General features: G+C 67.0%; 21 protein-coding genes. 9 read left to right on the plus strand and 12 right to left on the minus strand.

What is annotated here, in order from left to right; translation table 11 throughout:
* Positions 1-16: 16 nt before the first annotated feature.
* From QZM15_RS02185 to QZM15_RS02205, 5 genes are all read left to right on the plus strand, one after another.
* The gene (locus QZM15_RS02185) at positions 17-1045 is read left to right on the plus strand and encodes a substrate-binding domain-containing protein (RefSeq protein ID WP_124658109.1); all 1029 of its coding nucleotides are present in this window, start codon (positions 17-19) and stop codon (positions 1043-1045) included.
* Between the two features lie 349 nt (positions 1046-1394).
* Positions 1395-2081, plus strand: coding sequence for a type 1 glutamine amidotransferase domain-containing protein (locus QZM15_RS02190; RefSeq protein WP_302105692.1), 687 nt, complete (start codon positions 1395-1397; stop codon positions 2079-2081).
* 141 nt (positions 2082-2222) lie between these two features.
* Positions 2223-3332, plus strand: a complete 1110-nt coding sequence (locus tag QZM15_RS02195; RefSeq protein ID WP_059574521.1) for an NADH:flavin oxidoreductase/NADH oxidase — start codon at positions 2223-2225, stop codon at positions 3330-3332.
* Positions 3333-3469: 137 nt separating this feature from the next.
* On the plus strand, positions 3470-4540 hold the full coding sequence (locus QZM15_RS02200) for an AI-2E family transporter (RefSeq protein WP_059574519.1): 1071 nt from the start codon (positions 3470-3472) through the stop codon (positions 4538-4540).
* A gap of 218 nt (positions 4541-4758) precedes the next feature.
* Positions 4759-5133, plus strand: coding sequence for a hypothetical protein (locus QZM15_RS02205; protein ID WP_059639406.1), 375 nt, complete (start codon positions 4759-4761; stop codon positions 5131-5133).
* 39 nt (positions 5134-5172) lie between these two features.
* On the opposite strand, the gene QZM15_RS02210 is transcribed toward QZM15_RS02205, so the two are convergent.
* Both QZM15_RS02210 and QZM15_RS02215 read right to left on the minus strand, forming a co-directional pair.
* The gene (locus QZM15_RS02210) at positions 5173-5967 is read right to left on the minus strand and encodes an SDR family NAD(P)-dependent oxidoreductase (RefSeq protein ID WP_302105693.1); all 795 of its coding nucleotides are present in this window, start codon (positions 5965-5967) and stop codon (positions 5173-5175) included.
* A 145-nt stretch (positions 5968-6112) separates the two neighbouring features.
* Positions 6113-6310, minus strand: a complete 198-nt coding sequence (locus tag QZM15_RS02215) for a transposase (protein WP_302105694.1) — start codon at positions 6308-6310, stop codon at positions 6113-6115.
* A gap of 335 nt (positions 6311-6645) precedes the next feature.
* Here QZM15_RS02215 and QZM15_RS02220 point away from each other — a divergent pair, with 335 nt between their 5' ends.
* Both QZM15_RS02220 and QZM15_RS02225 read left to right on the plus strand, forming a co-directional pair.
* The gene (locus tag QZM15_RS02220; protein ID WP_302105984.1) at positions 6646-7680 is read left to right on the plus strand and encodes an ABC transporter substrate-binding protein; all 1035 of its coding nucleotides are present in this window, start codon (positions 6646-6648) and stop codon (positions 7678-7680) included.
* Positions 7681-7777: 97 nt separating this feature from the next.
* Positions 7778-9460: a GMC family oxidoreductase gene (locus QZM15_RS02225; RefSeq protein WP_302105695.1), complete on the plus strand. Its 1683-nt coding sequence runs from the start codon at positions 7778-7780 to the stop codon at positions 9458-9460.
* A gap of 47 nt (positions 9461-9507) precedes the next feature.
* Here QZM15_RS02225 and QZM15_RS02230 read toward each other — a convergent pair whose 3' ends face one another.
* From QZM15_RS02230 to QZM15_RS02255, 6 genes are all read right to left on the minus strand, one after another.
* Entirely contained in the window at positions 9508-10935 is a 1428-nt protein-coding gene (locus tag QZM15_RS02230; protein ID WP_302105696.1) for an aldehyde dehydrogenase family protein, read from the minus strand.
* Positions 10936-10972: 37 nt separating this feature from the next.
* Entirely contained in the window at positions 10973-11779 is an 807-nt protein-coding gene (locus QZM15_RS02235) for an ABC transporter permease (protein WP_302105697.1), read from the minus strand.
* Positions 11776-12588: an ABC transporter permease gene (locus QZM15_RS02240; protein ID WP_302105986.1), complete on the minus strand. Its 813-nt coding sequence runs from the start codon at positions 12586-12588 to the stop codon at positions 11776-11778. Before QZM15_RS02240 ends, QZM15_RS02235 begins: the two co-directional genes overlap by 4 nt.
* Positions 12589-12686: 98 nt before the next feature.
* A complete protein-coding gene (locus QZM15_RS02245; RefSeq protein WP_302105988.1) occupies positions 12687-14021 on the minus strand; it encodes an FAD-binding oxidoreductase in 1335 nt (444 codons plus the stop codon).
* Positions 14022-14023: 2 nt separating this feature from the next.
* Positions 14024-14734 carry an HAD-IA family hydrolase gene (locus QZM15_RS02250; protein WP_302105990.1) on the minus strand — a complete coding sequence of 237 codons (711 nt, stop codon included), beginning with the start codon at positions 14732-14734 and terminating at the stop codon, positions 14024-14026.
* Between the two features lie 57 nt (positions 14735-14791).
* Positions 14792-15868, minus strand: a complete 1077-nt coding sequence (locus QZM15_RS02255) for an ABC transporter ATP-binding protein (RefSeq protein WP_302105698.1) — start codon at positions 15866-15868, stop codon at positions 14792-14794.
* Between the two features lie 100 nt (positions 15869-15968).
* Here QZM15_RS02255 and QZM15_RS02260 point away from each other — a divergent pair, with 100 nt between their 5' ends.
* Together QZM15_RS02260 and QZM15_RS02265 are read left to right on the plus strand one after the other, a co-directional pair.
* The gene (locus tag QZM15_RS02260) at positions 15969-16940 is read left to right on the plus strand and encodes a LysR family transcriptional regulator (RefSeq protein WP_302105699.1); all 972 of its coding nucleotides are present in this window, start codon (positions 15969-15971) and stop codon (positions 16938-16940) included.
* Between the two features lie 270 nt (positions 16941-17210).
* A complete protein-coding gene (locus tag QZM15_RS02265) occupies positions 17211-18056 on the plus strand; it encodes an AraC family transcriptional regulator (protein WP_302105700.1) in 846 nt (281 codons plus the stop codon).
* A gap of 12 nt (positions 18057-18068) precedes the next feature.
* Here the strand turns inward: QZM15_RS02265 and QZM15_RS02270 are convergent, their stop codons facing one another.
* The 4 genes from QZM15_RS02270 to QZM15_RS02285 all read right to left on the minus strand — a co-directional run bounded on the left by QZM15_RS02270 (position 18069) and on the right by QZM15_RS02285 (position 22472).
* A complete protein-coding gene (locus QZM15_RS02270; protein WP_059574512.1) occupies positions 18069-18656 on the minus strand; it encodes a LysE family translocator in 588 nt (195 codons plus the stop codon).
* Positions 18657-18755: 99 nt separating this feature from the next.
* On the minus strand, positions 18756-20249 hold the full coding sequence (locus tag QZM15_RS02275) for a heavy metal sensor histidine kinase (RefSeq protein ID WP_124658113.1): 1494 nt from the start codon (positions 20247-20249) through the stop codon (positions 18756-18758).
* Positions 20246-20941, minus strand: a complete 696-nt coding sequence (locus QZM15_RS02280) for a heavy metal response regulator transcription factor (protein ID WP_011547791.1) — start codon at positions 20939-20941, stop codon at positions 20246-20248. The genes QZM15_RS02275 and QZM15_RS02280 overlap by 4 nt, the downstream gene beginning before the upstream one ends.
* A 34-nt stretch (positions 20942-20975) precedes the next feature.
* Positions 20976-22472, minus strand: a complete 1497-nt coding sequence (locus QZM15_RS02285; protein WP_302105992.1) for an efflux transporter outer membrane subunit — start codon at positions 22470-22472, stop codon at positions 20976-20978.
* Between the last annotated feature and the right edge of the window lie 3 nt (positions 22473-22475).

Below are 22475 nucleotides of genomic sequence, written 5' to 3' on the forward strand. Positions count from 1 at the left end.
CCGGGCGGAGCGGCGAATGCGAGGAGTGACGGTGAAGGTGAATCTGAAGGCGCTGTCGGACGCGCTCGGTCTGTCGCGCACGACGGTCAGCCGTGCGTTGAACGGTTACGACGACGTCAGCGAGGCGACGCGCGAGCGCGTGGCGAAGGCCGCGCGGGAAATGGGCTACGTGGCCGATCCGACCGCGCGCCGGCTGGCGACGGGGCGGGCCGACATGATCGGCATCGTCTATCCGTTCGGCGCCGGCGATCTCGGCGATCCGCGCTTCGGCGAGGTCGTCGCGGGCATCACCGAGCGGCTCGCCGAGCGCAATCTCGATTTCATCATCGCGTCCGCGCGACCGAATGCGGAACTGGACACCTACCGGCGGATCGTCGACGGCAAGCTCGTCGACGGGCTGATCGTCGCGCGCACGCTGGTCGACGATCCACGGCTCGCGTACCTGCAGGCGAGCGCGTTTCCGTATGTCGCGTACGGCCGCACGCAGTCGGCCGGCCCGTATGCATGGTTCGACTTCGACAACGAGGCGGGCGCGCGCGACGCGGTGCGCCGGCTGATCGGCTTCGGGCATCGGCGCATCGCGATGATCAGCGCACCGCTGGCGCTGAATTTCGCCGCGCAACGGCGCGCCGGCTGTCTGTCGGCATTGCGCGAAGCCGGTATCGACGCGGATCCGGCGCTGCTCGTCGAGTGCCCGTTTACGCACGACGGCGGGGGGCAGGCAGCGCGGGCGCTGCTTGCGCAGGCCGAGCCGCCGACCGCGCTGCTGGTCGACAACAACATCGCGGGCGGCGGCGCATTTCGCGCGCTGGTCGACAGCGGGGTGCGCCTGGGTGCGGACCTGTCGCTGATCGTCTATGACGGCGTGCCGCCCGATATCGCGCATCCGTATCGTGTCACGGCGGTCGTGCAGCCGACCGGGCATGCATCCGGGCGCGCGCTGGCGGAACTGATGCTGCGGCTGCTGGACGACGGCGCGCATGAGCATCGGCTCGAAGCGCCGACGATCGAAGCGGGCGACACGGACGGTCCGTTGCGCGGCTAGGTCCTCCGGCCGCGGCGAACCGAGGGCGGATGAGCGGGGCGGCGGGCGTGGTCGAACGACGCGCCGTCGCAAAGGCCATGACGTCGGCAGGGGCGAATGCGTGTTCTTCTAGACGACCGGTCTAATCCAGGGATATGATCCGTGCTGGTGAATGCGGCGACGTCCCCGGCGGATTCAGGCAGCGGGACGCCGTCGTTTTATTTCGGCCGCTTCTAGACGACTGGTCTAATAGGCATATATCGCATGCGGAGAAATGATTCGCACGTTGCCGCGCGCCGCCTGACTAACCGACAGGCGTGCCGCGACGCGCGGCGTCGTTCCCCGTTCATTTTCGAAGGAGTGTCCGATCATGAAGATTCTGGTTGTCCTGACCTCGCACGACACGCTCGGCGACACCGGCAAGAAAACCGGCTTCTGGCTCGAGGAATTGGCCGCGCCGTACTACACGTTCAAGGATGCGGGCGTCGAGCTGACGCTGGCGTCGCCGAAGGGCGGCCAGCCGCCGCTCGACCCGAAAAGCAGCGACCCGACGGCCCAGACCGACGCGACGCGCCGCTTCGACGCCGATGCGGCGGCCCGGGCCGAACTCGCGTCGACGCGCAAGCTGGCCGATGTGTCGGCGGACGACTACGACGCCGTGTTCTACCCGGGCGGTCACGGCCCGCTGTGGGATCTCGCCGAGGATCTGCATTCGATCGGCCTGATCGAGCGCGCGCTCGCGGCCGGCAAGCCGGTCGCCGCGGTCTGCCACGCGCCGGGCGTGCTGCGCCACGTGAAGAACCCGCAGACCGGCGAGTCGGTCGTGCGCGGCAAGCGTGCGACGGGCTTCACCAACAGCGAGGAAGCGGCCGTCGAGTTGACCGAAGTCGTGCCGTTCCTCGTCGAGGACATGCTGAAGACCAACGGCGCGGCATTCGAGCGCAGCGCCGACTGGGCGCCGCATGTCGTCACCGACGGGCTGCTGATCACCGGGCAGAACCCCGCGTCGTCGGCGCCCGCGGCCGAGGCGCTGCTCGCGAAGCTCGGCCACCGCTAAACACGCGGCGCCGGCCCGGCCGGCGCCGCGTCCTTGCCGTCGCCGGGCGCAGCCGGCCCGCCGACGGCCCGCATCGTTGCGCCGTGCGCCCCGCACGGCGCATTCCCAGCCGTTTTGCAGAACCAAGCAAAGGAGTCGTGGATGTCTGCCCTGTTCGAACCGTTCAAACTCAAGGATGTCACGCTGCGCAACCGTATCGCGGTGCCGCCGATGTGCCAGTACGTCGCCGAGGACGGCGTCGTCAACGACTGGCATCACGTGCATCTGGCCGGCATCGCGCGCGGCGGCGCGGGCCTCGTGATCGCGGAGGCGACGGCCGTGTCGCCGGAAGGCCGCATCACGCCGGGCTGCGCGGGGTTGTGGAACGACGCGCAGGCCGACGCGTTCGCGCCGTCGGTGGCGGCGATCAAGGCGGCCGGCGCGGTGCCCGGCATCCAGCTCGCGCACGCGGGCCGCAAGGCGAGCGCCAACCGCCCGTGGGAAGGCGACGACCATATCGCCGACGGCGATCCGCGCGGCTGGCAGACCATCGCGCCGTCGGCCGTGCCGTTCGGCGCGCATCTGCCGAAGGTGCCGCGCGAAATGACGCGCGACGACATCGCGCGCGTGCAGGCCGACTTCGTCGCGGCGGCGCGGCGCGCGCGCGACCTCGGTTTCGAATGGCTGGAGCTGCACTTCGCGCACGGCTATCTCGGCCAGAGCTTCTTCTCGGTGCATTCGAACCAGCGCACCGACGAATACGGCGGTTCGGCCGAGAACCGCGGCCGTTTCCTCGTCGACACGCTCGCGGCCGTTCGCAAGGTCTGGCCCGAGCATCTGCCGTTGACCGCGCGCCTCGGCGTGATCGAATACGACGGTCGCGACGAGGAGACGCTCGCCGAGTCGATCGCGCTCACGCAGCGGATGAAGCTCGAAGGGCTCGACATGCTGAGCGTGTCGGTCGGCTTCTCGACGCCCGACGCCCAGATTCCGTGGGGCCCGGCGTTTCTCGCGCCGATCGCCGAGCGCGTGCGCCGCGAGGCCGGGCTGCCGGTGTCGTCCGCGTGGGGAATCGATACGCCGCAACTGGCGAATCGCGTGGTGGCGGAGCAGCAACTCGATCTCGTGATGGTCGGCCGCGCGCACCTGGCCGATCCGCACTGGCCGTACTACGCGGCCAGGCAGCTCGGTGTCGAGCGTCCGTCGTGGACGCTGCCCGCGCCGTACGCGCACTGGCTCGAGCGCTACCGGGTCGCCGACAAGGTGGCGTGAGCGACGCGTGACGACGCAGCGCCCGGGCGGCCCGCGCATCGCGCGTGCCGCCGATCCGGCGCCGATGGATAGAATGGCGGTTCGCGCAGGCCGGTTGCCTGCGCGAACCGCCATTTTTTCATTTCGACCGAGGTGCCATGGGCGCGCATGTCCCGTCGTCTTCCGATTCCGCCGCGCGGCCGCGCGCTCAGCAGATCGCCCGCGTCGCGCTGTATGCGGCGTTGCTGGTGCTCGCGCTGTGGGTGATCCGCGATTTCATTCCCGCCATCGCATGGGCCTGCGTGATCGCCATCGCGATGTGGCCGCTGCTGAAATGCTTTGAATCGCACCGGCTGTTCCGCAACCGGCCGACGCTGATCGCGACCGTCATCACGGCGGCGATTTCGCTGCTCGTCGTGCTGCCGGTGGCCGTCGCGACGACCCAGGCGATCGCACAGGCGCACGATCTGCGCGAGTGGCTGCGCACGATCCAGGACAACGGCATTCCGCTGCCGGACGTGGTCAGCCGGTTGCCGTACGGCGCGGCGCAGATCACCGAATGGTGGCAGGCCAATCTCGGCCATCCGCTGCATGCGGCCACCGCGATGCACGGCGTCAACGGCGAGAAATTCATCGCGTTCGGCCGGCACTTCGGCACGAAGCTTGCGCACGTGCTGCTCGAATTCGGCTTCATGCTCGTCACGCTGTTCGTGATCCTGCGCGCCGGCCACAAGCTGTCGGGTGCGTTGCTGCAGGGCGCGCGGCGTGCGTTCGGGCGCAACGGCGCGGAACTGATCGAGCGCATGGTCGCGGCCGTGTACGGCACGGTGACGGGGCTCGTCGTCGTCGGGCTCGGCGAGGGCGCGTTGCTCGGCGTCGCCTATGCGCTCGCGGGCGTTCCGCACGCGGCGCTGCTCGGCCTCGTCACGGCGGTCGCCGCGATGCTGCCGTTCTGTGCGCCGGTCGTGTTCTGCGGCGCGGCGCTCTGGCTGTTCGTGCAGGGGGCGACGATGTGGGCCGTCGTGATCGCGGCGCTCGGGTTCATCGTCGTGTTCGTCGCCGAGCATTTCGTGCGGCCGGTGCTGATCGGCGGTTCGACACGGCTGCCGTTCCTGCTCGTGCTGTTCGGCATCCTCGGCGGGGCGGAGACGTTCGGCCTGATCGGGCTGTTCGTCGGTCCCGCGCTGATGACGGTGCTGACGATGCTGTGGGCCGAATGGATTGCCTGACCGCGCATGCCGCTGCATCGGTTCGACGCGGCGGTGCAGCGGCGCGGATGCGTGCACGGGCGCCGGTTGCAACGTTCGTTGACGATTCGGCTGGCGCGGATGCACGCCAGCGCGGGGATTCGGACAGAGATCTCTACATTTCTTTTCGATCCGGACCCAAAGGTCGAGTAGCATGGGGCTTTCGATCACGCCGGCATGGCGCAGCAGATTTCCCGAGCATGCGATTGATTTCGATGTCCCGTCCCGCGGCGGCGCTGTCCGTGGCCGCCGGCTGCCTGATGTTGCACGGCTGTGCCTGGTTCGACGCGTGGCTGCCGTTCTCGTACTCGCGCACGCCGCTCGCGCGGGCAGCGTCGCGGCATGGCGCGACGCGCGCCGACGTCGTCCGCGCCGCCGGCAACCCGCGCAGCGTGTGGATGGTCCGCAACGGCAGCGGCGTCTGCTACAACTATTTCATCGAGCACGGCAACGATCACCGCGCGTACTTCGTCGTGTTCGACAAGGCCGGCGTCGTTACGCGGTACGGCTTCGATTCCTGCATGGACGCCGACCGCAAGGGTGCGCTTCGCTCGGACAAGGCCGCTTCGCGCTAGCGCGGCCGCCCTGCGCCGCGCGAGCGTGTCACGCAGTCGTCACGCTATCGTGTCGACCACGCCGCCATCGACGCGCAACGCCGCGCCGGTCGTCGCCGACGCCTGCGGCGAGCACACGTACACGACCAGGTTCGCGACTTCCTCGGTCGTCGCCGGCCGCTGGATGATCGAGCTCGCGCGCTCGCTGCGCACGAATTCCACCGCGATGTCGTCGATGCTGCGGCCCGTTTCGTCGGCCTGCGCCTTCAGCATCTCGCGCACGCCTTCCGACATCGTCGGCCCCGGCAGCACCGAATTGACGGTCACGCGGGTGCCCGCCGCGAGCTTCGCGAGGCCGCGCGCGATCGACAGTTGCGCGGTTTTCGTGAACCCGTAATGAATCATGTCGACCGGGATGTTCAAGCCCGATTCCGACGAAATGAACACGATGCGCCCGGCATTGCGTTCGATCATCCCTTTCAGGTAATGCCGCGCGAGCCGCACGCCGGACATCACGTTCATCTGAAAATAATGTTCCCATTCGGCGTCGTCGATGTCGAAGAACGGCTTCAGGCCGTAAATGCCCGCGTTGTTGACGAGAATGTCGGCATCCGGCGTGTGCTGCGTGACGCGCGCGACGCCGGCCGCGTCGGACAGGTCGGTGGCGACGCCGTCGAGGCTTGCGTCTGGCACGCCGTCGCGCAGTTTCTCGAGCGCGGACTGCACCGACGCGTCGCTGCGGCCGTTGACGACGACGTGCGCGCCGGCGCGCGCGAGCCCTTCGGCGATCGCGAACCCGATGCCGGCGGTGGAAGCGGTGACGACCGCGGTCTTGCCTTTCAGATCGATCTGCATGAGCGTGGTGGGGGAGGAGTGAACGGGACCCGCCGCGGGTGCCGCGGCGGACGGAAAAGTGCTTCGATGATCAACGCGAGGTTGATCAAGGCAATGACCATCCAATCGAGTTTGTCGAAGCGCGACAGGGTGCGACGAAAGCCCTTCAATCGACGGGATAGCCGCACGACTGCGCGCGCTGCGACTTCGTGAACACGCGGTCCAGGATGCCGTTGCGGGACCCGCGATTCATACGTGTGTAGATCGTGTGCCAGCGACCGAAGCGCGGCGGCGGGCTGCGCCATTTACGCCCGTGCTCGACAACATGGAGGATCGCGTCGAGCACTTGGTTGGACAGGCTCACATTGCCAGGCTGCCTCGGCGAGCAATGTTCGATCCGTTGAATTGGGCTTCGGAGATTTCCGTCGAAGCATAACCTCAAAATCATCCAATGTGAACGGGCCCTGGGCCGAGATGTGACGAATCCGGACCTCGGGTTTAGCCTGAATGAGCGCGCCTCAGCCATTACATCGTGTCATACCCGCTCAAACAATTTCGATGTTGTCCCCGTGAACTTTGCTCACTATATTTCGACGCATGAAGTGCCGGTTTGCGGCGGACAGCCGCACCGATAGGCAGGGCAAGCTTACGAACGATGTTTTCGCTTAACTGCGTCGAGGAAGATCCGTGAAAAAACTGATGAAGCTGTGTCCGGCTGCCATAACACTTTCGCTCGGTTGCGCGACCAGTGCAACCGCGCTCGCCGCCGGGCAAATCACGTTCGTATCGCAAGGCGGCGCCTATCAGGAAGCGCAGACAAAGGCGATACTGGACCCGGCCGCAAAAGAGCTGGGTATTACGATCAAGCAGGACAGCATTCCGGACGCGTGGCCGCAAATCAAGGCGCAGGGCGCGACGGGCAAGCCGATCTGGGATGTCGTCGACACGCCCACTTCCAATTGCCTGCGCGGCGGCCGTGAAGGGCTGCTCGAGAAACTCGATTTTTCGAAGATGCCGAATGCCGCATCGGTCCCGGAAAAATATCGGACGCCTTATTCCGTCGCATACGAGTTCTATTCGACGGTCATCGGCTACAACAAGAAAACCGTGAAGAAGCCGCCTCAAAGTTGGGCGGACTTCTGGAACGTGAAGGACTTCCCCGGAACGCGCGCGCTGCGCAACGATCCGCAGACGGTGCTCGAAGCCGCGCTGCTCGCTGACGGCGTGCCGCGCGACAAGCTCTATCCGCTCGATGTCGATCGTGCATTCAAGAAGCTCGGCCAGATCAAGCCCGGTATTGCAGTGTGGTGGACCTCGGGCGGCCAGTCCGCGCAACTGCTGCATGACGGCGAAGTGGATATGGAGATGATCTGGAACGGCCGTGCGAGCACGATCGCAAAAGACAATCCCGACATCGCGTTCACCTACAATGACGGCATTTTGCAGAATACGCAGCTGTGCATTCTCAAGAACGCGCCGAACCTTGCGAATGCGGTGCGTTTCGTCGACGCCGCGGTATCGCCGAACCTGCAGGCCAACCTTCCGGCTTATATCGACTACGGTCCCGGCAATCCGGCCGCCTACAAGACCGGCAAAATCTCGGCCAAACGCGCAAGCGAGTTGCCGAGCTCGCCCGAGAATGCGAGCAAGCAGGTGCTGATGTCGGAGGAGTGGTGGGCGTCGGATGCGGGCATCCAGGCGAAGGCTCGTTGGCTGAAGTTCATGCAGCAATAGATCAGTCGAGACGCGGCGGCGACGGGCCTGCCGTGCCGCTTGCCGTGCGATGGCGCGCCGCGCCGCGCGACTTGTTTGCTCCTTTTCACGCGCCCCAATGTACGACTATCTGATACTCGGCGGCGGCTCGGCCGGGTGCGTCCTGGCGGCTCGGCTCAGCGAGGACGCAAGCCGAACCGTGTGTCTGATCGAGGCCGGCCGGGATCTCACGCACGCTTCGATGCCTGCTGCCATCCGCAGCCAATATCCCGGACGCGCATACCTGGACCCCCGCAACATCTGGCAGCATCTGCACGCGAGCATGCGCTGGCCCGCCGCGCCGCGCCGCTACGAGCAGGGACGGTTGCTCGGCGGTGGGTCGGCGATCAACGCTTTGATGGCCAATCGCGGGGCACCCGGCGATTATGACGAATGGGAATCGCTTGGTGCATCGGGTTGGAACTGGTCCAGTTGTCTGCCGTACTTCGTCGGGCTCGAGACCGATTGCGATCTCACCGGCCCGCTGCACGGCACGAACGGGCCGGTGCGGGTTCGGCGCGCTCGCGACGATCGGCTCTCGCCGTTCGTGCGCGGTGCGATCGGCGCGCTGGAGCGACGCGGTTTTCCGCGGCGCGCCGACCAGAATGGCGCTTGGGAGGACGGCACGTTCGTCGGCGCGATCGCCGTCAGCGACGCCGGGGAGCGTATCCCGACATCGGTCTGCTATCTCGACGCAGCCGCCCGCGCACGTTCCAACCTGACTGTCCTCACGGATAGGCTCGTTGAGCGCGTGCTGTTCGAAGGACGCCGCGCTACAGGTGCCGAGCTGCGCGGCGCCGACGGCACGCGCCTTACGTTGAGCGCGCGACGACTCATCGTCTGCGCCGGCGCGCTGCATAGCCCGGCGCTCCTGATGCGCAGCGGCGTCGGTCCTGCGGCGGACCTTTCCGCGCTCGGCATCGATGTAGTCGCGGCGCGCGACGGAGTAGGCCGCAACCTGATGGAGCATCCCTCCATTGCCGTGTCGGCATTCTTGCCGCGCGCGATGCGCACGCCCTTTCCCGATGGGCATCACGAGCAGGCGGTCGTTCGATACTCGTCGGGATTACCCGGCACGCCCGCGGGCGATATGCACGGCGCAATTCTGTCCCGCTCGGGCTGGCATTCGATCGGCTATCGGCTCGGCACGATGTTCTTCTGGGTGAACAAGTCGTATTCGCGGGGACGCGTGACGCTTGCGTCGCGGCATGTCGAGGACGAACCGACGGTCGACTTCTCGATGCTTTCGGATCCGCGCGACCTCGAACGGCTAAAGGGAGCCGTACGCTTCGGTGCGGCCACCCTCGCGGACGCGAAACTTTCCGCGTCCATCGGGCCACGCTTTCCGTCGAGCTACTCACCGCGCGTTGCGTCCGTTGCGCGCCCGGGAGCATGGAACGCAATGCAGCGCGGGACATTCAGCGCGCTCCTCGACTTCGCCGGCCCGTTGCGCGCAACGCTGATCGGTCGTTTCGTCACGTCGGGCGTTTCACTCGACACACTGCTGACGGACGACGCCGCAATGACGGAATTCGTCATGCGATCGGTCGGTGGAACATGGCATCCGTCGGGTACTTGCCGGATGGGCGCGGCCAGCGATCCGCTCGCGGTCACGGCCCCAGACGGTTCGGTACACGGTCTCGACGGACTGTACGTGTGCGACGCGTCGCTGATGCCGTCGATCCCATGCGCGAACACGAATGTGCCGACGATCATGATCGCCGAGCGGATCGCCGATGGCTTGCGCGGACGGACCGCATAACGTTCGGCCGGCTGCGGTGGCAGGCCAGCCGGAAGCCGGCGATACGCTCAATGTCCGTACCCGACGACGCCCTTGACCTCGAGAAACGATTCGATTCCCCACTCGGCGTACTCTCGCCCGTTGCCCGACTGCTTGTAGCCGCCGAACGGTGCGCCCGGATCCCACTCGGGATAGTTCAGATAGACGCTCCCCGCGCGCAGTCTGAACGCCACACGGCGCGCTCGTTCGATATCGGTCGACTGGACATAGGCGGCGAGGCCATAGGGACTATCGTTCGCAATGGCGATCGCGTCCTCGTCGTTCCGGTACGGCAGGATGGCCAGCACGGGGCCGAAGATCTCCTCGCGTGCAATCGTCATGTCCGGACGCACGCCGGCGAATACGGTCGGTTGCACGTAGTACCCTCGCTCGAGCCCGTCGGGTCGGCCGAGCCCGCCCGCGACCAGCATCGCCCCTTCTGCGATACCGACCGCGATCGAGTGTTGGATACGCTCGAACTGCACGTCGCTGGCGACCGGCCCCATCGTGACGCCCGCCGCGTCGGCAGGCCCGAGACGATGCGCCGCTGCCGCGCGACGGGCGATCCCGATCACTTCTTCGTGCCGCGACGCGGGCACGAGCATCCGAGTCGGCGCATTGCACGATTGGCCGCTGTTGCTGAAGCAACTGTTCACGCCCTTCGTCACGGCGATCTCGAAATCGGCATCGTCCAGCAGCAGATTCGCTGATTTGCCGCCCAATTCCTGGTGAACGCGCTTCACGCTCGCCGCCGCGGCCGCTGCAACCTGAATGCCCGCTCGCGTCGAGCCGGTAAACGACACCATGTCGACGTCCGGGTGCGAGCAAAGCGCCGAGCCGACCGTCGGGCCGTCGCCGTGCACGAGGTTGAACACGCCGGCCGGCACGCCTGCCTCGTCGAGCACCTCGGCGAAGATCGTTGCGTTGAGTGGAGAAATCTCGCTCGGCTTGAGCACTATCGTGCAGCCGGCAACGAGCGCCGGCGCGACCTTGCAGACGATCTGACTCATCGGCCAATTCCACGGCGTGATGAGCGCGACGACGCCGACGGGTTCATGGCGCACGAGCGTCGTGCCCTTGCGGCGCTGCCACGCGAAGGTCTCGCAGGTGCGTAGCAGTTCCTCGAGATGCCGGCGGCCGAGTCCCGCCTGCCATTCGTGCGCGAACTGGCGTGGCGCGCCGATTTCGCGCGAGATCGTGTCGGCGATGTCGTCGCAGCGGGTCAGGTACACGTCGAGTATCCGACGCACGAGCGCGACGCGTTCCGCCGGATCCGTCAGCGAAAAGGTCGCGAACGCGCGCTTCGCGGCGGCCACGGCTCGTTCGACATCCCGAGCATCGCCAAGCGCGACGTAGGCGAACGGTGCTTCGGTGCAGGGATCGGTTACCGCAAGCCGCCCGCTGCCGGCGGGCGCGACCCACGCGCCGTCGATATAGAAGTTCAACGCGTTTCTCATGCAGGCTCTCGTCGGATATGAACGATGTCGATAGGGGTCAAGCCCGCGCCGCCTGCGCAGGACCGCCGCCACGCCGGCTAACGACGACGATCAGTACGAGCGTCAGCGTCAGCGCCGTCAGCATGGTGCTGATAGCGGCGATCGTCGGGTCAATCTCGTCTCGCAACGTCACGAACATCCGCCGGGTCAGCGTTTGATTCGGGCCGCCCGAGACAAACAATGCAACGACCGTCTCGTCGAGTGCCTGGATGAACACGAACACCGCGCCCGAGATCACGCTCGAGCGGATCTGCGGCAGCGTGACGGTCAGGAAGCTGCGCAGTCGGTTCATGCCGAGACTACGGGCCGCCATTTCCTGCGCATGATCGAACGAGCGCAGGTCTGCACCCACCGAGATCACGACGTACGGCAGCCCGAGCATCGTATCGGCAAGGATCAGGCCGCCCAGCGTGTTCACGTAGTCGAGCTGCGAATAGACGAAAAACACGCCAATCGCGACGATGATGATCGGTACCATCAACGGCAGCATCAAAGCCGTCCGCAAATGGCGGATCCACGCATGGGTGCCGTGTTCGATCCCGTATGCAGCCGCGATGCCCAGGGGTGTCGCGATTGCCGTGGCGCCGAACGATGCGGCGAGCGTCGTTCGGGCAGCCGCCAGCCAATCAGGGTTCCCGAAGAATGCCTCGTACCACCGCAGCGATAGCGCTGGCGGCGGAAAGGTCATGAAGCGCGTATCGGAGAACGACAGCGGTACAACGATGACCACCGGAATCATCAGGAAGGCGAGGATCAGCAGGACCACCGCAATCAGCAGCCCGCGCGCGAATGGATTCGGCTTCACTTTACCCCCAGGGTCTTGTCGAGCGGAATGAGGCGGCTCGTCGCATAAAAGATCGCGAACACGCAAAGCAGCAGCACGACGCTCAGCGAGCTTGCCGCACCCCAGCTGTTATAAATTTCGACGTTTCGGCTCACCACCATCGACACCATGATCGACTTGCCGCCCCCCATCAGTTCGGGCGTGATGTAAAAACCCAGGCAGAGCACGAAGACGAGCGTCACGCCCGCAAGTACCCCGCCCATGGACAGCGGCAGGAATACACGCAGGAACGCATGGACGGGTGACGCACCGAGGCTTGCAGCCGCGTGCGACAAGCTCGTCGGAATCTTCTGCATCGCCGAATAGAGCGGCAGCACCATGAACGGCAACAGGATATGCACCATCGCGATGATCGTGCCGAACTGGTTATAGGCGAGCTGTACCGGGTGGTCGACCAGGCCCGATGCGACCAACGCCTTGCTGATGAGGCCGGTGCGCTGCAGCAGCACGAGCCACGCATAGGTACGCACCAGCACGCTCGTCCAGAACGGCAGGATGACCATCCCGAGGATCAGCGCAGCCAGCTTGGGGCGCACCGATGCGGCGAGAAACGCGACGGGATAGCCGAGCAGCAACGTCACACCCGTGACGATTGCGCTCAGTTTGAAGGTGAGCAGGAATGTATCGAGGTAGGTGCCGCTGAAAATGCGCCGGTAGTTCGCCAACGTGAAGCCGCCATCCTGATGGATCGACTGCCACGACAGCCATGCGAGCGGCACGACGAGCAAAATCACGACGACCGCCAGTGCGGGCATCATCAAGCACAGCATCGCGCGATCCTCGCGGCGTTGATAGCGCCGCGCCACATCTGCTGTATCGGACGGTCGCGTCACTTGATACGCCGGGACGGTCCCTCTGGCATTCGTCATCATACCCCCACCGCATCGAGAAACTGGTACCACGCCGCGACGAGCCGGACGCCCGGCACGCGCAACGAATGGAACGGGACCGGCCGCAGTCCGTCCTGCGCGAGCAGTGCGAGATCCGGCGTTTCGCCGACCGCAAGCGCGGCCGCATGTTGGCCGACGAGGCTTGCCATCGCGATGCCCGCGCCGTTGTACCCGAGACAGAACACGGACGCGTCGTCGCTGCGGCCGACGTGCGGCAGCGCATTGAACGTCATGCCGACGTAGCCGGACCAGCGAAACTCGACAGGCACGTCGGCGAGATCGGGAAAAAGCGCGATCATCGCGTGGCGCAGCGCTTCGAAGCCCGTGTCCTGTCCTTCCTTGCCGAAGGCGTCGCGGCCGCCGAACAGCATGCGGCCGTCGGCGCGGCGAAACCATTTCATCATCCGACGCGTCTCGGTATAGCTGCGCCGCATTTTCATCAGTTTCGCGTCAAGCTCCGCCGGCAACCGCTGCGTCGCGATCATCGCGCTGCGAAACGGAACGAGTTCGCGCTGATACGGTGCCGTGGCGCGCGTGATGCCGGAATAGGCGTTCGTCGCAACGATCAGCTGCCTGGCGCGCACCGTGGCGGCCGGCGTGCGCAGCACGACGCCCGGCGCGCCGCGTGTGCGCTCGATCGCAATGACGGGTGTCGACTCGTGAATCGGAATACCGCGCGCGGTCAAGCCGCGCGCCAGACCGAGCACGTATTCGAGCGGCAGGATCGTGCCGGCGTCCTCGCTCAGCACACCGCCGACGAAATTCTTCGACCCCGTCTCGTCCTCGGTCTCGCCGCGCGTGAGCACTTTCATCGTTCGATCGCCGAGCGACGTGCGCACCCAGTCCGCCTCCGCGATGCAGGCCGCGAGCGCGCGCTCGGTATGGGCGCAGCGCAGGCTGCCGGTACGTTCGAATTCCGCGCGGACGATGGCTAACTCGTCGATGAGCGATTCGACGACGCGCACGCCATCGTGGGCGAGGCGATGCATGCGCTTCGCGACGTCCAGCCCATGGCGCGCGGCAATACCGGGAAACGACATTCTGAACTTCGACGATACGACACCGCCGTTGCGGCCGCTCGCACCCCAGCCGACCGGGTTCGCATCGAGCACGATGCATGGCACACCGCGCTTGCTCAATGCGTATGCGGCCGCCAGCCCGGAATAGCCGGCGCCGATGATGGCGACCTCGGTCCGGACATCGCGCGAGAGTAAGCCATCGCCGACCGGCGAATCCAGCGGACCGGTGCGTGCGGCGAGGTGGCGCCAAAGCGAATCCGGCTGCGGCGATGTGGTCACGAGCGGCGCCAGCATGGTCAGGCCACGGCGAATTCGACCTCGACCGCATCCGCGAGCGCGGCAAGCGTCGAGTAGCAGAAGGTCGGCGCGGTCACCTTTGCGGGCGACGGCGTCCCGCCGAAGCCCTCCTGACCGCGGCGGCGTTCGATCCAGCAAGTGGCGTAACCCAGTTCCGTCGCGATGCCGATATCGTGATACTGGCTTTGCGCCGTGTGCAGGATCTCGTGGAACTTGAAGCCAAAGGCCGCCTGGCGACCGCGGTTGTACGCGAAGAACTGCGGATCGGGCTTGGCGACCCCGGTTTCGTCGCAGCAAACCGTATCGTCGAAAGGATCTCCAAGCGTATGCGCGTAGGCCGACAGGGCGACGCGATCGGCATTCGTCATCGCGACGAGCCGAAAGTGCTTGCGCAACCGCCGGAGCGCCTCGACCGAATCGGGGAATGCCGGCCAGTCGAGAACGTCGCGCTGAAACGCAGCTGCCGACTGCGTGTCGTCGGGCAGACCCAGCTCCCTGGCGAGCGAAAGGTAGACGTTCGCCATCTCACGGCTCGAGCGCCCCGGAAAGGCAGCGCGGCCGCGCAAGTACGGCTCGAAGATCTGGTCGTCGGACAGGTCTTTCGCGGCCGGGCCGCCGAGGCGGCGCACCGACGTGAGCACGCCGCGCTCGAAGTCGATGAGTGTGCCGACGACATCGAACGTCAACACCTTGAAATCGGTAAGCTTCATGGGTTCATCCCTCGCTTGCGTTACGGGTGGTTGTGAAAAAGTCAAAGTCGCGTTGGCCTACGCCGGTACGATGATGGTGTCGCGAGGCGACAGCGCGACGGATACCGAGGCGCCGGGTGCGGGAACGCGCTGTCGCGCCTCGTGATTGCCAGGCTGGCGCAGGCTGAGCGCCGTGCCATCGGGGAGCTCGGCGAATACGCGCAGACTCTCGCCCTGATACAGGACCTCGGTCACGCGTGCAGTGAGCCGGTTGGCGTCGGACGGTGCGTTGTCGACATCGATCACGAGCTTCTCCGTCTGCACGGCGAGCAGCAACCGCTCGGCATTCGGCAGCGGGTAGGCCGTGCGGAGCACCGCGTCGCCCAGCGAGACGGCATCGGCGCCGGCACGCGTGACGGGCAACAGCGTTGCCTCGCCGATAAAGCTCGCGACGAATGCGTTGCAGGGCCGATCGTAGAGCCGCTCCGGCGTGTCGATTTGCACGAGCCTGCCGTCCTTCAATACGGCGACGCGGTCGCTCATCGTCAGCGCTTCGCGCTGATCGTGCGTGACATAGATGATGGTCGCGCCAAGTCGGCGGTGCAGTCTGCGCAGCTCGATCTGCATCGTTTCGCGCAACTGCTTGTCGAGCGCGGAAAGCGGTTCGTCCATGAGAATCAGTTGCGGCTCAAACACCATCGCGCGGGCGAGCGCGACGCGCTGCCGCTGACCGCCCGAGAGCTCGCTGATCCTTCGGTGCTCGTAGCCGCGCAGTTCGACCATCGCGAGCGCGTCGGCCACCTTGGCCGTCCAGCCGGACTTCGGTTCGCGCCGGGCCCGCAGCGGGAACGCCACGTTCTCGCCGACACTCATGTGAGGAAAGAGTGCGTAACTCTGGAACACCATTCCGATGTCGCGTTTGTGCGGCGGCGCAAATGTAATGTCGCGCTCGCCCACCCAGACGCTGCCCGAACTGGGCTGCACGAACCCGCCGAGGATACCGAGCAGCGTTGTCTTGCCGGACCCGGACGGGCCCAGCAGCGACACGAACTCGCCTTGCGCCACATCGAGCGACACGTCGTCGAGCGCGACCACCGGACCGTAGCGCTTTGCCGCGGATCGAATCGATACACCTGCCTTCGCTCGTGCATCCATCGTTGTCTCCTGCTCGTATCGCCGTGTGATGTCCAAAATATAGGCGTCACCCTTTTTGGCGGCAATTCACAAATTGTTGGATTGGGCATAACATGAGGTCATGCCAAGCCTACGCAGGAAGCTGCCCAGCGCGAATGCGCTATTCGTTTTCGAGGCCGCCGCACGTTGCGGGAATTTCACGCGCGCGGCGCAGGAGCTGTATGTGAGCCAGCCTGCCGTCAGCCGGATGCTGTCGCGCATGGAGGACCACATCGGCGTGCGCCTGTTCGAGCGCGTGCACGGCGGCATCGAGTTGACCGAAAACGGCCGGATTCTCTATCGGAAAATTTCGGAAGGGCTGAACGGAATCGAAAGCGCCATCCGCGAAATCGAAGCGCGTGCAACCGGCGTGGAGGCCGTCACGCTGTCCGTCTCGACCGCCTTCACGACACACTGGCTCATGCCTCGGATGAGTCGGCTCAATCAGGCCTTTCCGTCGGTCGATCTGCGGTTTCAGCTGATCTCGGGCCGCATTGGCGGGCCGCTCGGCGACGTCGATCTTGGCATGCGCTTTGTGCAACAAGGAGAAAAGCGCGAGAACAGCGTCCCGGTCATGCCCGAGATATTGCTTCCCGTTTGCAATCCGGCCTACCAGGAAAAAGCACGCACCGACGACTGGCGTACGCACGGCGATACGGTCATCGTGATGGATGACGAGGAACGCGGCTGGCATACGCGCTTCTCGGCGTTCAAGAACGCGACGCGTCATGCGGCGAGCGTATTGAGCTTCAACGATTACGCTATCGTGCTTCAGGCCGCGTTGCTCGGCCAGGGAATCGCGCTCGGTTGGGTCAATGTGGTCATGCACTGGCTGACGCAACACGCGCTCGTGCCAGCCGAAGACGAGTTGGTCACGACGGACCGGATGTGTTGCCTCGCGTGGGCACTCAACCGACCATTGCGGCCGATCGTCGCCGAAGTTCGTGACTGGCTTATAGCGGAAATGCGAGCGGATCTGGCTGCCGTCGATAAAGTGCACCCGTCGCTTGGGCTCGCGCGGGTAGTAGAAAAGGGGCTCGAATCCTGGTCTTGACGGGTGCGGTCCCCTCCATGCAAGCATCGCAACCGATCTCCCGGCTTCAGTGCGCGAGCACGCGGAAACGCTTGCAACCGCAGGGTGGGCGGGGTTGCAGAGCACGCGCGACATGCTTCGCCTCTTGTGTTGACGACACGGCGGAGCAGGAGGGTGCCCGCGATCATGCTCGCGGGCACGGTTTCGCCGAACGTCGACGCCGGCGGCCCGGTTGCGCGGCGCCGCACAGTCTTGTACGGTGAGCGTTCGTCCGAACCGGGAGCCTGCCGCGTGAGCCGTACCGCCAACCGATCCACCGTGCCGTCGCCGTTCTGGCGCGATGCGGCGCTGCCGTTCATCGAGGCGCGTACCGTCGACGACGGGCGCGCGATCTGCTATGCGAAGCACACGCACGACACGTTTTCGGTGGGCGCGATCGTCGGCGGCACGAGCACGTACGTGAACGGTGCGACGAACGCACACGTCGGGCGCGGCGTGCTCGTGATCATCGATCCCGAGCAGGTGCACGCGTGCAACCCGTACGGCCCCGATGCGTGGGCGTACCGGATGGTCTATGTCGACGTGCCGTGGCTCGCGCGGCTGCAACACGCGCTGGGCCGCGATCCGAACCGCGATTTTCACGGGTTTTCGACGAAATGGACCGAGCGCGGCGATCTGTTCGCGCAATTCGGCGGCTTCTACCGCACGCTCGTGTCGCCCCGCGTCGATGCGCTCGGCAAGGAGAGCGCGGCGGTCGAATTCTTCACGGCGCTGCACGGCGCGCTCGAACGCGAACCGCCCGATTCGCGGCCGGGCGACGACAACGCGAAGCTCGCGCGCGCGGCCGACTACATCGCCGCCCATTGCCGCGAGGCCGTCACGCTCGATGCGATCTGCGCGGCGGCCGACCTGTCGCCGTCGTACCTGATCCGCGCGTTCAATGCGCGCTACGGGATGACGCCGCATGCGTTCCTGATCGATCGGCGCGTGCAGTACGGCCGCACGGAACTGCGCCGCGGCCGGCCGATCGCCGAAGTCGCGCTCGATGCCGGCTTTGCGGACCAGGCGCATTTCCAGCGCGCCTTTCGGCGAATCGCGGCCGCGACGCCCGGGCAGTACCGCAGTGCGATGCGCTGACCGGCGAAGCCGCTACACGTCGAGCAGCAACAGCGCGCTGCCCGCGAGCAGCAGCGCCATCAGCCGGTTGAACACGCGCATGCGCCGTGCGTTCGCGAGCCGGTGCCGCAACGACGCGCCCGCATAGCCCCAGCATGCGATCGACGCGAAGCAGATCACCAGATACAGCGCGGCGAACTGCCAGACCTGCGCACGGTCGCCATCGGCCGCATATGCGCCCATCGCGGCCACGCATGCGAGCCACGCCTTCGGGTTGAGCCACTGCATCGCCGCGCCGGCCGCCGCCGACGGGCCGGCCACGTCCGGATCGGCCGACAGCCGGCCGTCGTCGAGCGCGAGCCGCAACGCCATATACAGCAGGAACGCGATCCCCGACCACTGCGTGGCCGTCGTCAGCACGGGCCAGCGCGCGAGCGCCGCGTGCAGGCCGAGGCCGATCAGCAGGAACAGCGCGACGAAGCCGAGCGTCGCGCCGGCCGCGTAGCGCAGGCTCGCGCCGAGGCCGTGGCGCGCGCCCGCGCCGAGCGCGACGATGTTGACGGGACCGGGGGTGATCGACGAGGCGAGCGCGAACGCGGCCATCGAAACCAGCATGCTCATCGGGTGTCTCCATGCGACATGTCGAAAGTCGCATCGAGACTACGGGCGCCGCGTCGGCCCGTATTGAAGAAAACTGCCCTCGGCGGCGCGCGGCCGCCGTCAGTGCAGTGCGCCCGGCGCGTGCGCCGCGCGAGCGCCGTGGAGATCGGCCGGATTCGCCGAATCGGTGGAATCCGTGGAATCGGGCGGGCCGGCGGCGTCGCCGGGACGCAGCGGCCCGCCCGAGCCGGGCTGCGTCGACACCGAGAAGCCGAACGTATTGACGCCGCCCGAGCACGCGACGAACACGCCGCCGCCGTGCATCTCCGCGACGGCCTTGACGATCGACAGCCCGAGCCCGTGGTTTTCCTTGCTGTTCGCGCGCGCTTCCTCGAGCCGGTAGAAACGTTCGAACACGTGCGAGCGCTGCACCGGATCGATCGGCTCGCCCGGGTTCGATACGGCCATCTCGACGAGCGTGTCGCGGTGCGTGATCGTCACGTTCAGCGTCGCGCCGGGCGCCGAATGCTGGATCGCGTTGATCAGCAGATTCGTCATCGCGCGGCGGAACAGCGACGGATCGACGGCCGCGCGCGCATCGCCGTGCAGTTCGGCGCGCAACCGCGCCTCGTCGAGCGGGATTTCGAGGAAGTCGAGCATGCGCCGCACCTCGTCGGCCAGCGACACGTCCTTCAGGTCGGTCGCGCGTTCGCCGCGATCGCTGCGCGACAGGAACAGCATGTCGTTGATGATCACGCGCAGCCGCTCGAATTCCTCGAGATTCGACTGCAGCGTCTGGCGCATCCGGTCGACCGAGCGGTCGCGGCTCGTCAGCGCGACCTGGGTCTGGCCGATCAGGATGCTGATCGGCGTGCGCAGCTCGTGCGCGACGTCCGCGTTGAACGCTTCGAGCCGCGCGTAGGTTTGCTGGATGCGTTCGAGCGCGCCGTTGAACGACGTCGCGAGATCGCGCAGCTCGGTCGGCAGCGCGTCGGTGTGCAGGCGCTGGCGGCGGTTCGTCGCGCTCACGCTCGCCGCGTCCTGCGACAGCCGGTCGAGCGGCGCGAGCCCGAAGCGCGCGACCGCGCGGCTCAGCAGCAGCGTGATCACGGTGGCCGTCGCGATCAGCGCGGCCAGCGTCCAGCCGAAGCGGCGCAGCATCCGCTGCGTACGCTCGCACGACGTCGCGACGACGAGTTGCAGCGTCGGCCGTTCGCCGGCGCCGGCCAGCGTGACGGTTTTCGTCATCACCGCGTAGCTGCTGTCGTTGAGCTGGTAGCGCTGGAACGCGCCGAACGGCGGATCGAGCGGCACGCCGTTGACGGGGCTGCCGAAGCGGAACGCGGGGTCGGGGCTGACGACCTGATAGTGCGTCGAGCCGTCGGGCGGTTCGAGGTCGGCGAGCTTTTCCTGCATCAGGTGGCCGCGCGCGGCCGTGGTCGCGTGCGACACGATCATCGCGGCGACTTTGGCGCGCGTGTCGAGCGTCGCGCGCAATTCGGCGAACAGTTGCCGTTCCATCATCACGAACAGCCCGCAGCCGACCAGCGTGAACACCAGCAGCGACACGATGCCGAACATCGCCGAGAGCCGCAGGATGATCGAGCGTTTCATGCGCGCCGCTCCGTGTCGCCGTCCTCGCGCGCCTCGAGCACGTAGCCCATCCCGCGGATCGTGTGCAGCAGCTTCTCCGCGAACGGGCCGTCGAGTTTCGCGCGCAGGCGCTTGATCGCCGTCTCGACGACGTTCGCGTTGCTGTCGAAGTTCACGTCCCACACGAGTTCGGCGATCGTCGTCTTCGACAGCACCTCGCCGCTGCGCCGCGCGAGCACGCCGAGCAACTGGAACTCCTGCGCGGTCAGGTCGAGCCGCGCGCCGTCGCGGGTCGCGCGGCGGCCGATCAGATCCACGCGCAGGTCGCCGATCGAGATCAGCGTCGATTCCTGCACGCGCGCGCGGCGCGTCAGCGCGCGCAGCCGTTCGATCAGCTCGAGGAACGAGAACGGCTTGGTCAGGTAGTCGTCGGCGCCGCCGCGCAAGCCCCGCACGCGGTCGTCGACGCGATCGCGCGCGGTCAGCATGATCACGGGCGTCTGCTTCTGCGCGCGCAGCGCACGCAGCACGCCGAAGCCGTCGAGCTTCGGCAGCATCACGTCGAGCACGACCACGTCGTAGTCGAATTCGACGGCTTTCCACGCACCGTCCTCGCCGTCGAGCGCGGTATCGACGACCCAGCCTTCCTCGGTCAGGCCGCTCTTCAGGTATTCGACGACCTTCGGTTCGTCTTCGACGATCAGCACTTTCATAGGTTCGTTGTCCGCGTAACCGGTTAAGGGCAGGTCAAGGGCCGACGCCCGCGCCGCGCCGCGGGGCCGCCGACGCGACGTCGGACGGCGCGGCGCCGTTCGCCGCGCCGCCGTCCCAGCCGCCGCCGAGCGCCTTCGCGAGAAACACGACGAGCGCCGCGCGCTGGCCCTGGATCTGCACGGCCTGGCGCTCGCTCGTCAGCAATTGCTGCTGGGCCGTCAGCACGTCGATGAACGGCGTCAGGCCGCCCGCGTAGCGATCCTGCGCGAGCGACACGAGCTTGCGCGCGTCGTCGACGGCGGCCGATGCCTGCTGCGCCGCCTGCGCCAGCACCGACAGGCCGGTTACCGCATTCTGCACCTCCTGGAACGCGGTGAGCACGGTCTGCCGGTAGCTGGCCTGCGCGGCGACGTAGCCGGCCTGCGCGAAATCGACGCCGGCCTTCAGCTTGCCGCCTTCGAACAGCGGCTGGCTGAGCGATCCGCCGACCGACCACAGCAGCGCCGGCACGGTGAACAGGCCCGCGAAGCGCGTCGCATCCCAGCCGATGTCGGGCGACAGCGTGATGCGCGGGAAATACGCGGCGCGCGCGACGCCGATCTGCGCGTTCGCGGCGGCCATCGCGCGCTCGGCCGACGCGACGTCGGGACGCCGCTGCAGCAGGTCGCTCGGCATGCCGGTCGGCAGCGCGGGCGCGTTGATCGGCACCACGCGCGCCGGCAGCGAGAATTCCGGGGCCGGCGTGCCGACCAGCGTCGCGATCGCGGTTTCGACCTGCGCGCGCTGCTGGATCAGCAACTGCACCTGCGTGCGCGTCGCGTCGAGCTGCGCGCGCTGCTGCAGCAGGTCGAGGCCCGACACCGCGCCGAGGTCGTGGCGCGCGCTCACGTAATCGAGCGCTTTCTGCTGCAACGCGATCGAGCGCTTGACGACGTCGATCTCGGTGTCGAGCTCGCGCAGCGTGAAAAAGCTCGACGCGAGATCGGCGCTCAGCACGAGGCGCGCGTTCGCGAAATCGTCGCGCGCCTGCTCGGTGTTCGCCTGTGCCGATTCGACGTTGCGCCGCACGCGGCCGAACAGGTCGAGTTCGTAGCTGACCGCCGCGCCGACCTGGATCTCGTTCTGCACGGTCGACATGCTCTTCGTCGCGTAGTTGGTCTGCGGCCGGTCGGCGGAGATCTTGAAGCGCTGGCCGCTCGCGTTCAGCCCGACGGCCGGATACTGCGCGGACGCGACCGACGCGAGCGTCGCCTTCGCCTGGTCGTAGCGCGCGGCCACCGCCTTCAGGTTCTGGTTGTTGCGCAGCGCGTCGGCTTCCAGCGCGTCGAGCTGTGCGTCGCCGAACGCGGTCCACCAGGCCGGATCGAGCGGCGCGCGGGCGGGCGCGGCCGGGTGCCAGTATGCGTCGGCCGGGTCGAGCCGCCACGCGGCCGGCGTGTCGACGGCCGGGCGTTGGTAGTCCGGGCCGACCGTGCAGCCGGCGAGGGCGACGACGGCGGCGAGCGCCGCGGGCCGCACGCGGGTGCGTATCGC

This window comes from Burkholderia sp. AU44665 (assembly GCF_030504405.1).
Classification (GTDB): Bacteria; Pseudomonadota; Gammaproteobacteria; order Burkholderiales; family Burkholderiaceae; genus Burkholderia; species Burkholderia semiarida.

What these genes read in the sequence shown, in the direction of transcription:
- QZM15_RS02245 (WP_302105988.1), bottom strand. Translation starts at nt 14,021, where the DNA reads ATGCTGGCGCCGCTCGTGACCACATCGCCGCAGCCGGATTCGCTTTGG.
- QZM15_RS02270 (WP_059574512.1), bottom strand. Translation starts at nt 18,656, where the DNA reads ATGAGCATGCTGGTTTCGATGGCCGCGTTCGCGCTCGCCTCGTCGATC.
- QZM15_RS02225 (WP_302105695.1), top strand. Translation starts at nt 7,778, where the DNA reads ATGTACGACTATCTGATACTCGGCGGCGGCTCGGCCGGGTGCGTCCTG.
- QZM15_RS02275 (WP_124658113.1), bottom strand. Translation starts at nt 20,249, where the DNA reads ATGAAACGCTCGATCATCCTGCGGCTCTCGGCGATGTTCGGCATCGTG.
- QZM15_RS02250 (WP_302105990.1), bottom strand. Translation starts at nt 14,734, where the DNA reads ATGAAGCTTACCGATTTCAAGGTGTTGACGTTCGATGTCGTCGGCACA.
- QZM15_RS02195 (WP_059574521.1), top strand. Translation starts at nt 2,223, where the DNA reads ATGTCTGCCCTGTTCGAACCGTTCAAACTCAAGGATGTCACGCTGCGC.
- QZM15_RS02240 (WP_302105986.1), bottom strand. Translation starts at nt 12,588, where the DNA reads ATGCTGTGCTTGATGATGCCCGCACTGGCGGTCGTCGTGATTTTGCTC.
- QZM15_RS02190 (WP_302105692.1), top strand. Translation starts at nt 1,395, where the DNA reads ATGAAGATTCTGGTTGTCCTGACCTCGCACGACACGCTCGGCGACACC.
- QZM15_RS02185 (WP_124658109.1), top strand. Translation starts at nt 17, where the DNA reads ATGCGAGGAGTGACGGTGAAGGTGAATCTGAAGGCGCTGTCGGACGCG.
- QZM15_RS02210 (WP_302105693.1), bottom strand. Translation starts at nt 5,967, where the DNA reads ATGCAGATCGATCTGAAAGGCAAGACCGCGGTCGTCACCGCTTCCACC.
- QZM15_RS02220 (WP_302105984.1), top strand. Translation starts at nt 6,646, where the DNA reads ATGAAGCTGTGTCCGGCTGCCATAACACTTTCGCTCGGTTGCGCGACC.
- QZM15_RS02205 (WP_059639406.1), top strand. Translation starts at nt 4,759, where the DNA reads ATGCGATTGATTTCGATGTCCCGTCCCGCGGCGGCGCTGTCCGTGGCC.
- QZM15_RS02255 (WP_302105698.1), bottom strand. Translation starts at nt 15,868, where the DNA reads ATGGATGCACGAGCGAAGGCAGGTGTATCGATTCGATCCGCGGCAAAG.
- QZM15_RS02280 (WP_011547791.1), bottom strand. Translation starts at nt 20,941, where the DNA reads ATGAAAGTGCTGATCGTCGAAGACGAACCGAAGGTCGTCGAATACCTG.
- QZM15_RS02260 (WP_302105699.1), top strand. Translation starts at nt 15,969, where the DNA reads ATGCCAAGCCTACGCAGGAAGCTGCCCAGCGCGAATGCGCTATTCGTT.
- QZM15_RS02230 (WP_302105696.1), bottom strand. Translation starts at nt 10,935, where the DNA reads ATGAGAAACGCGTTGAACTTCTATATCGACGGCGCGTGGGTCGCGCCC.
- QZM15_RS02200 (WP_059574519.1), top strand. Translation starts at nt 3,470, where the DNA reads ATGGGCGCGCATGTCCCGTCGTCTTCCGATTCCGCCGCGCGGCCGCGC.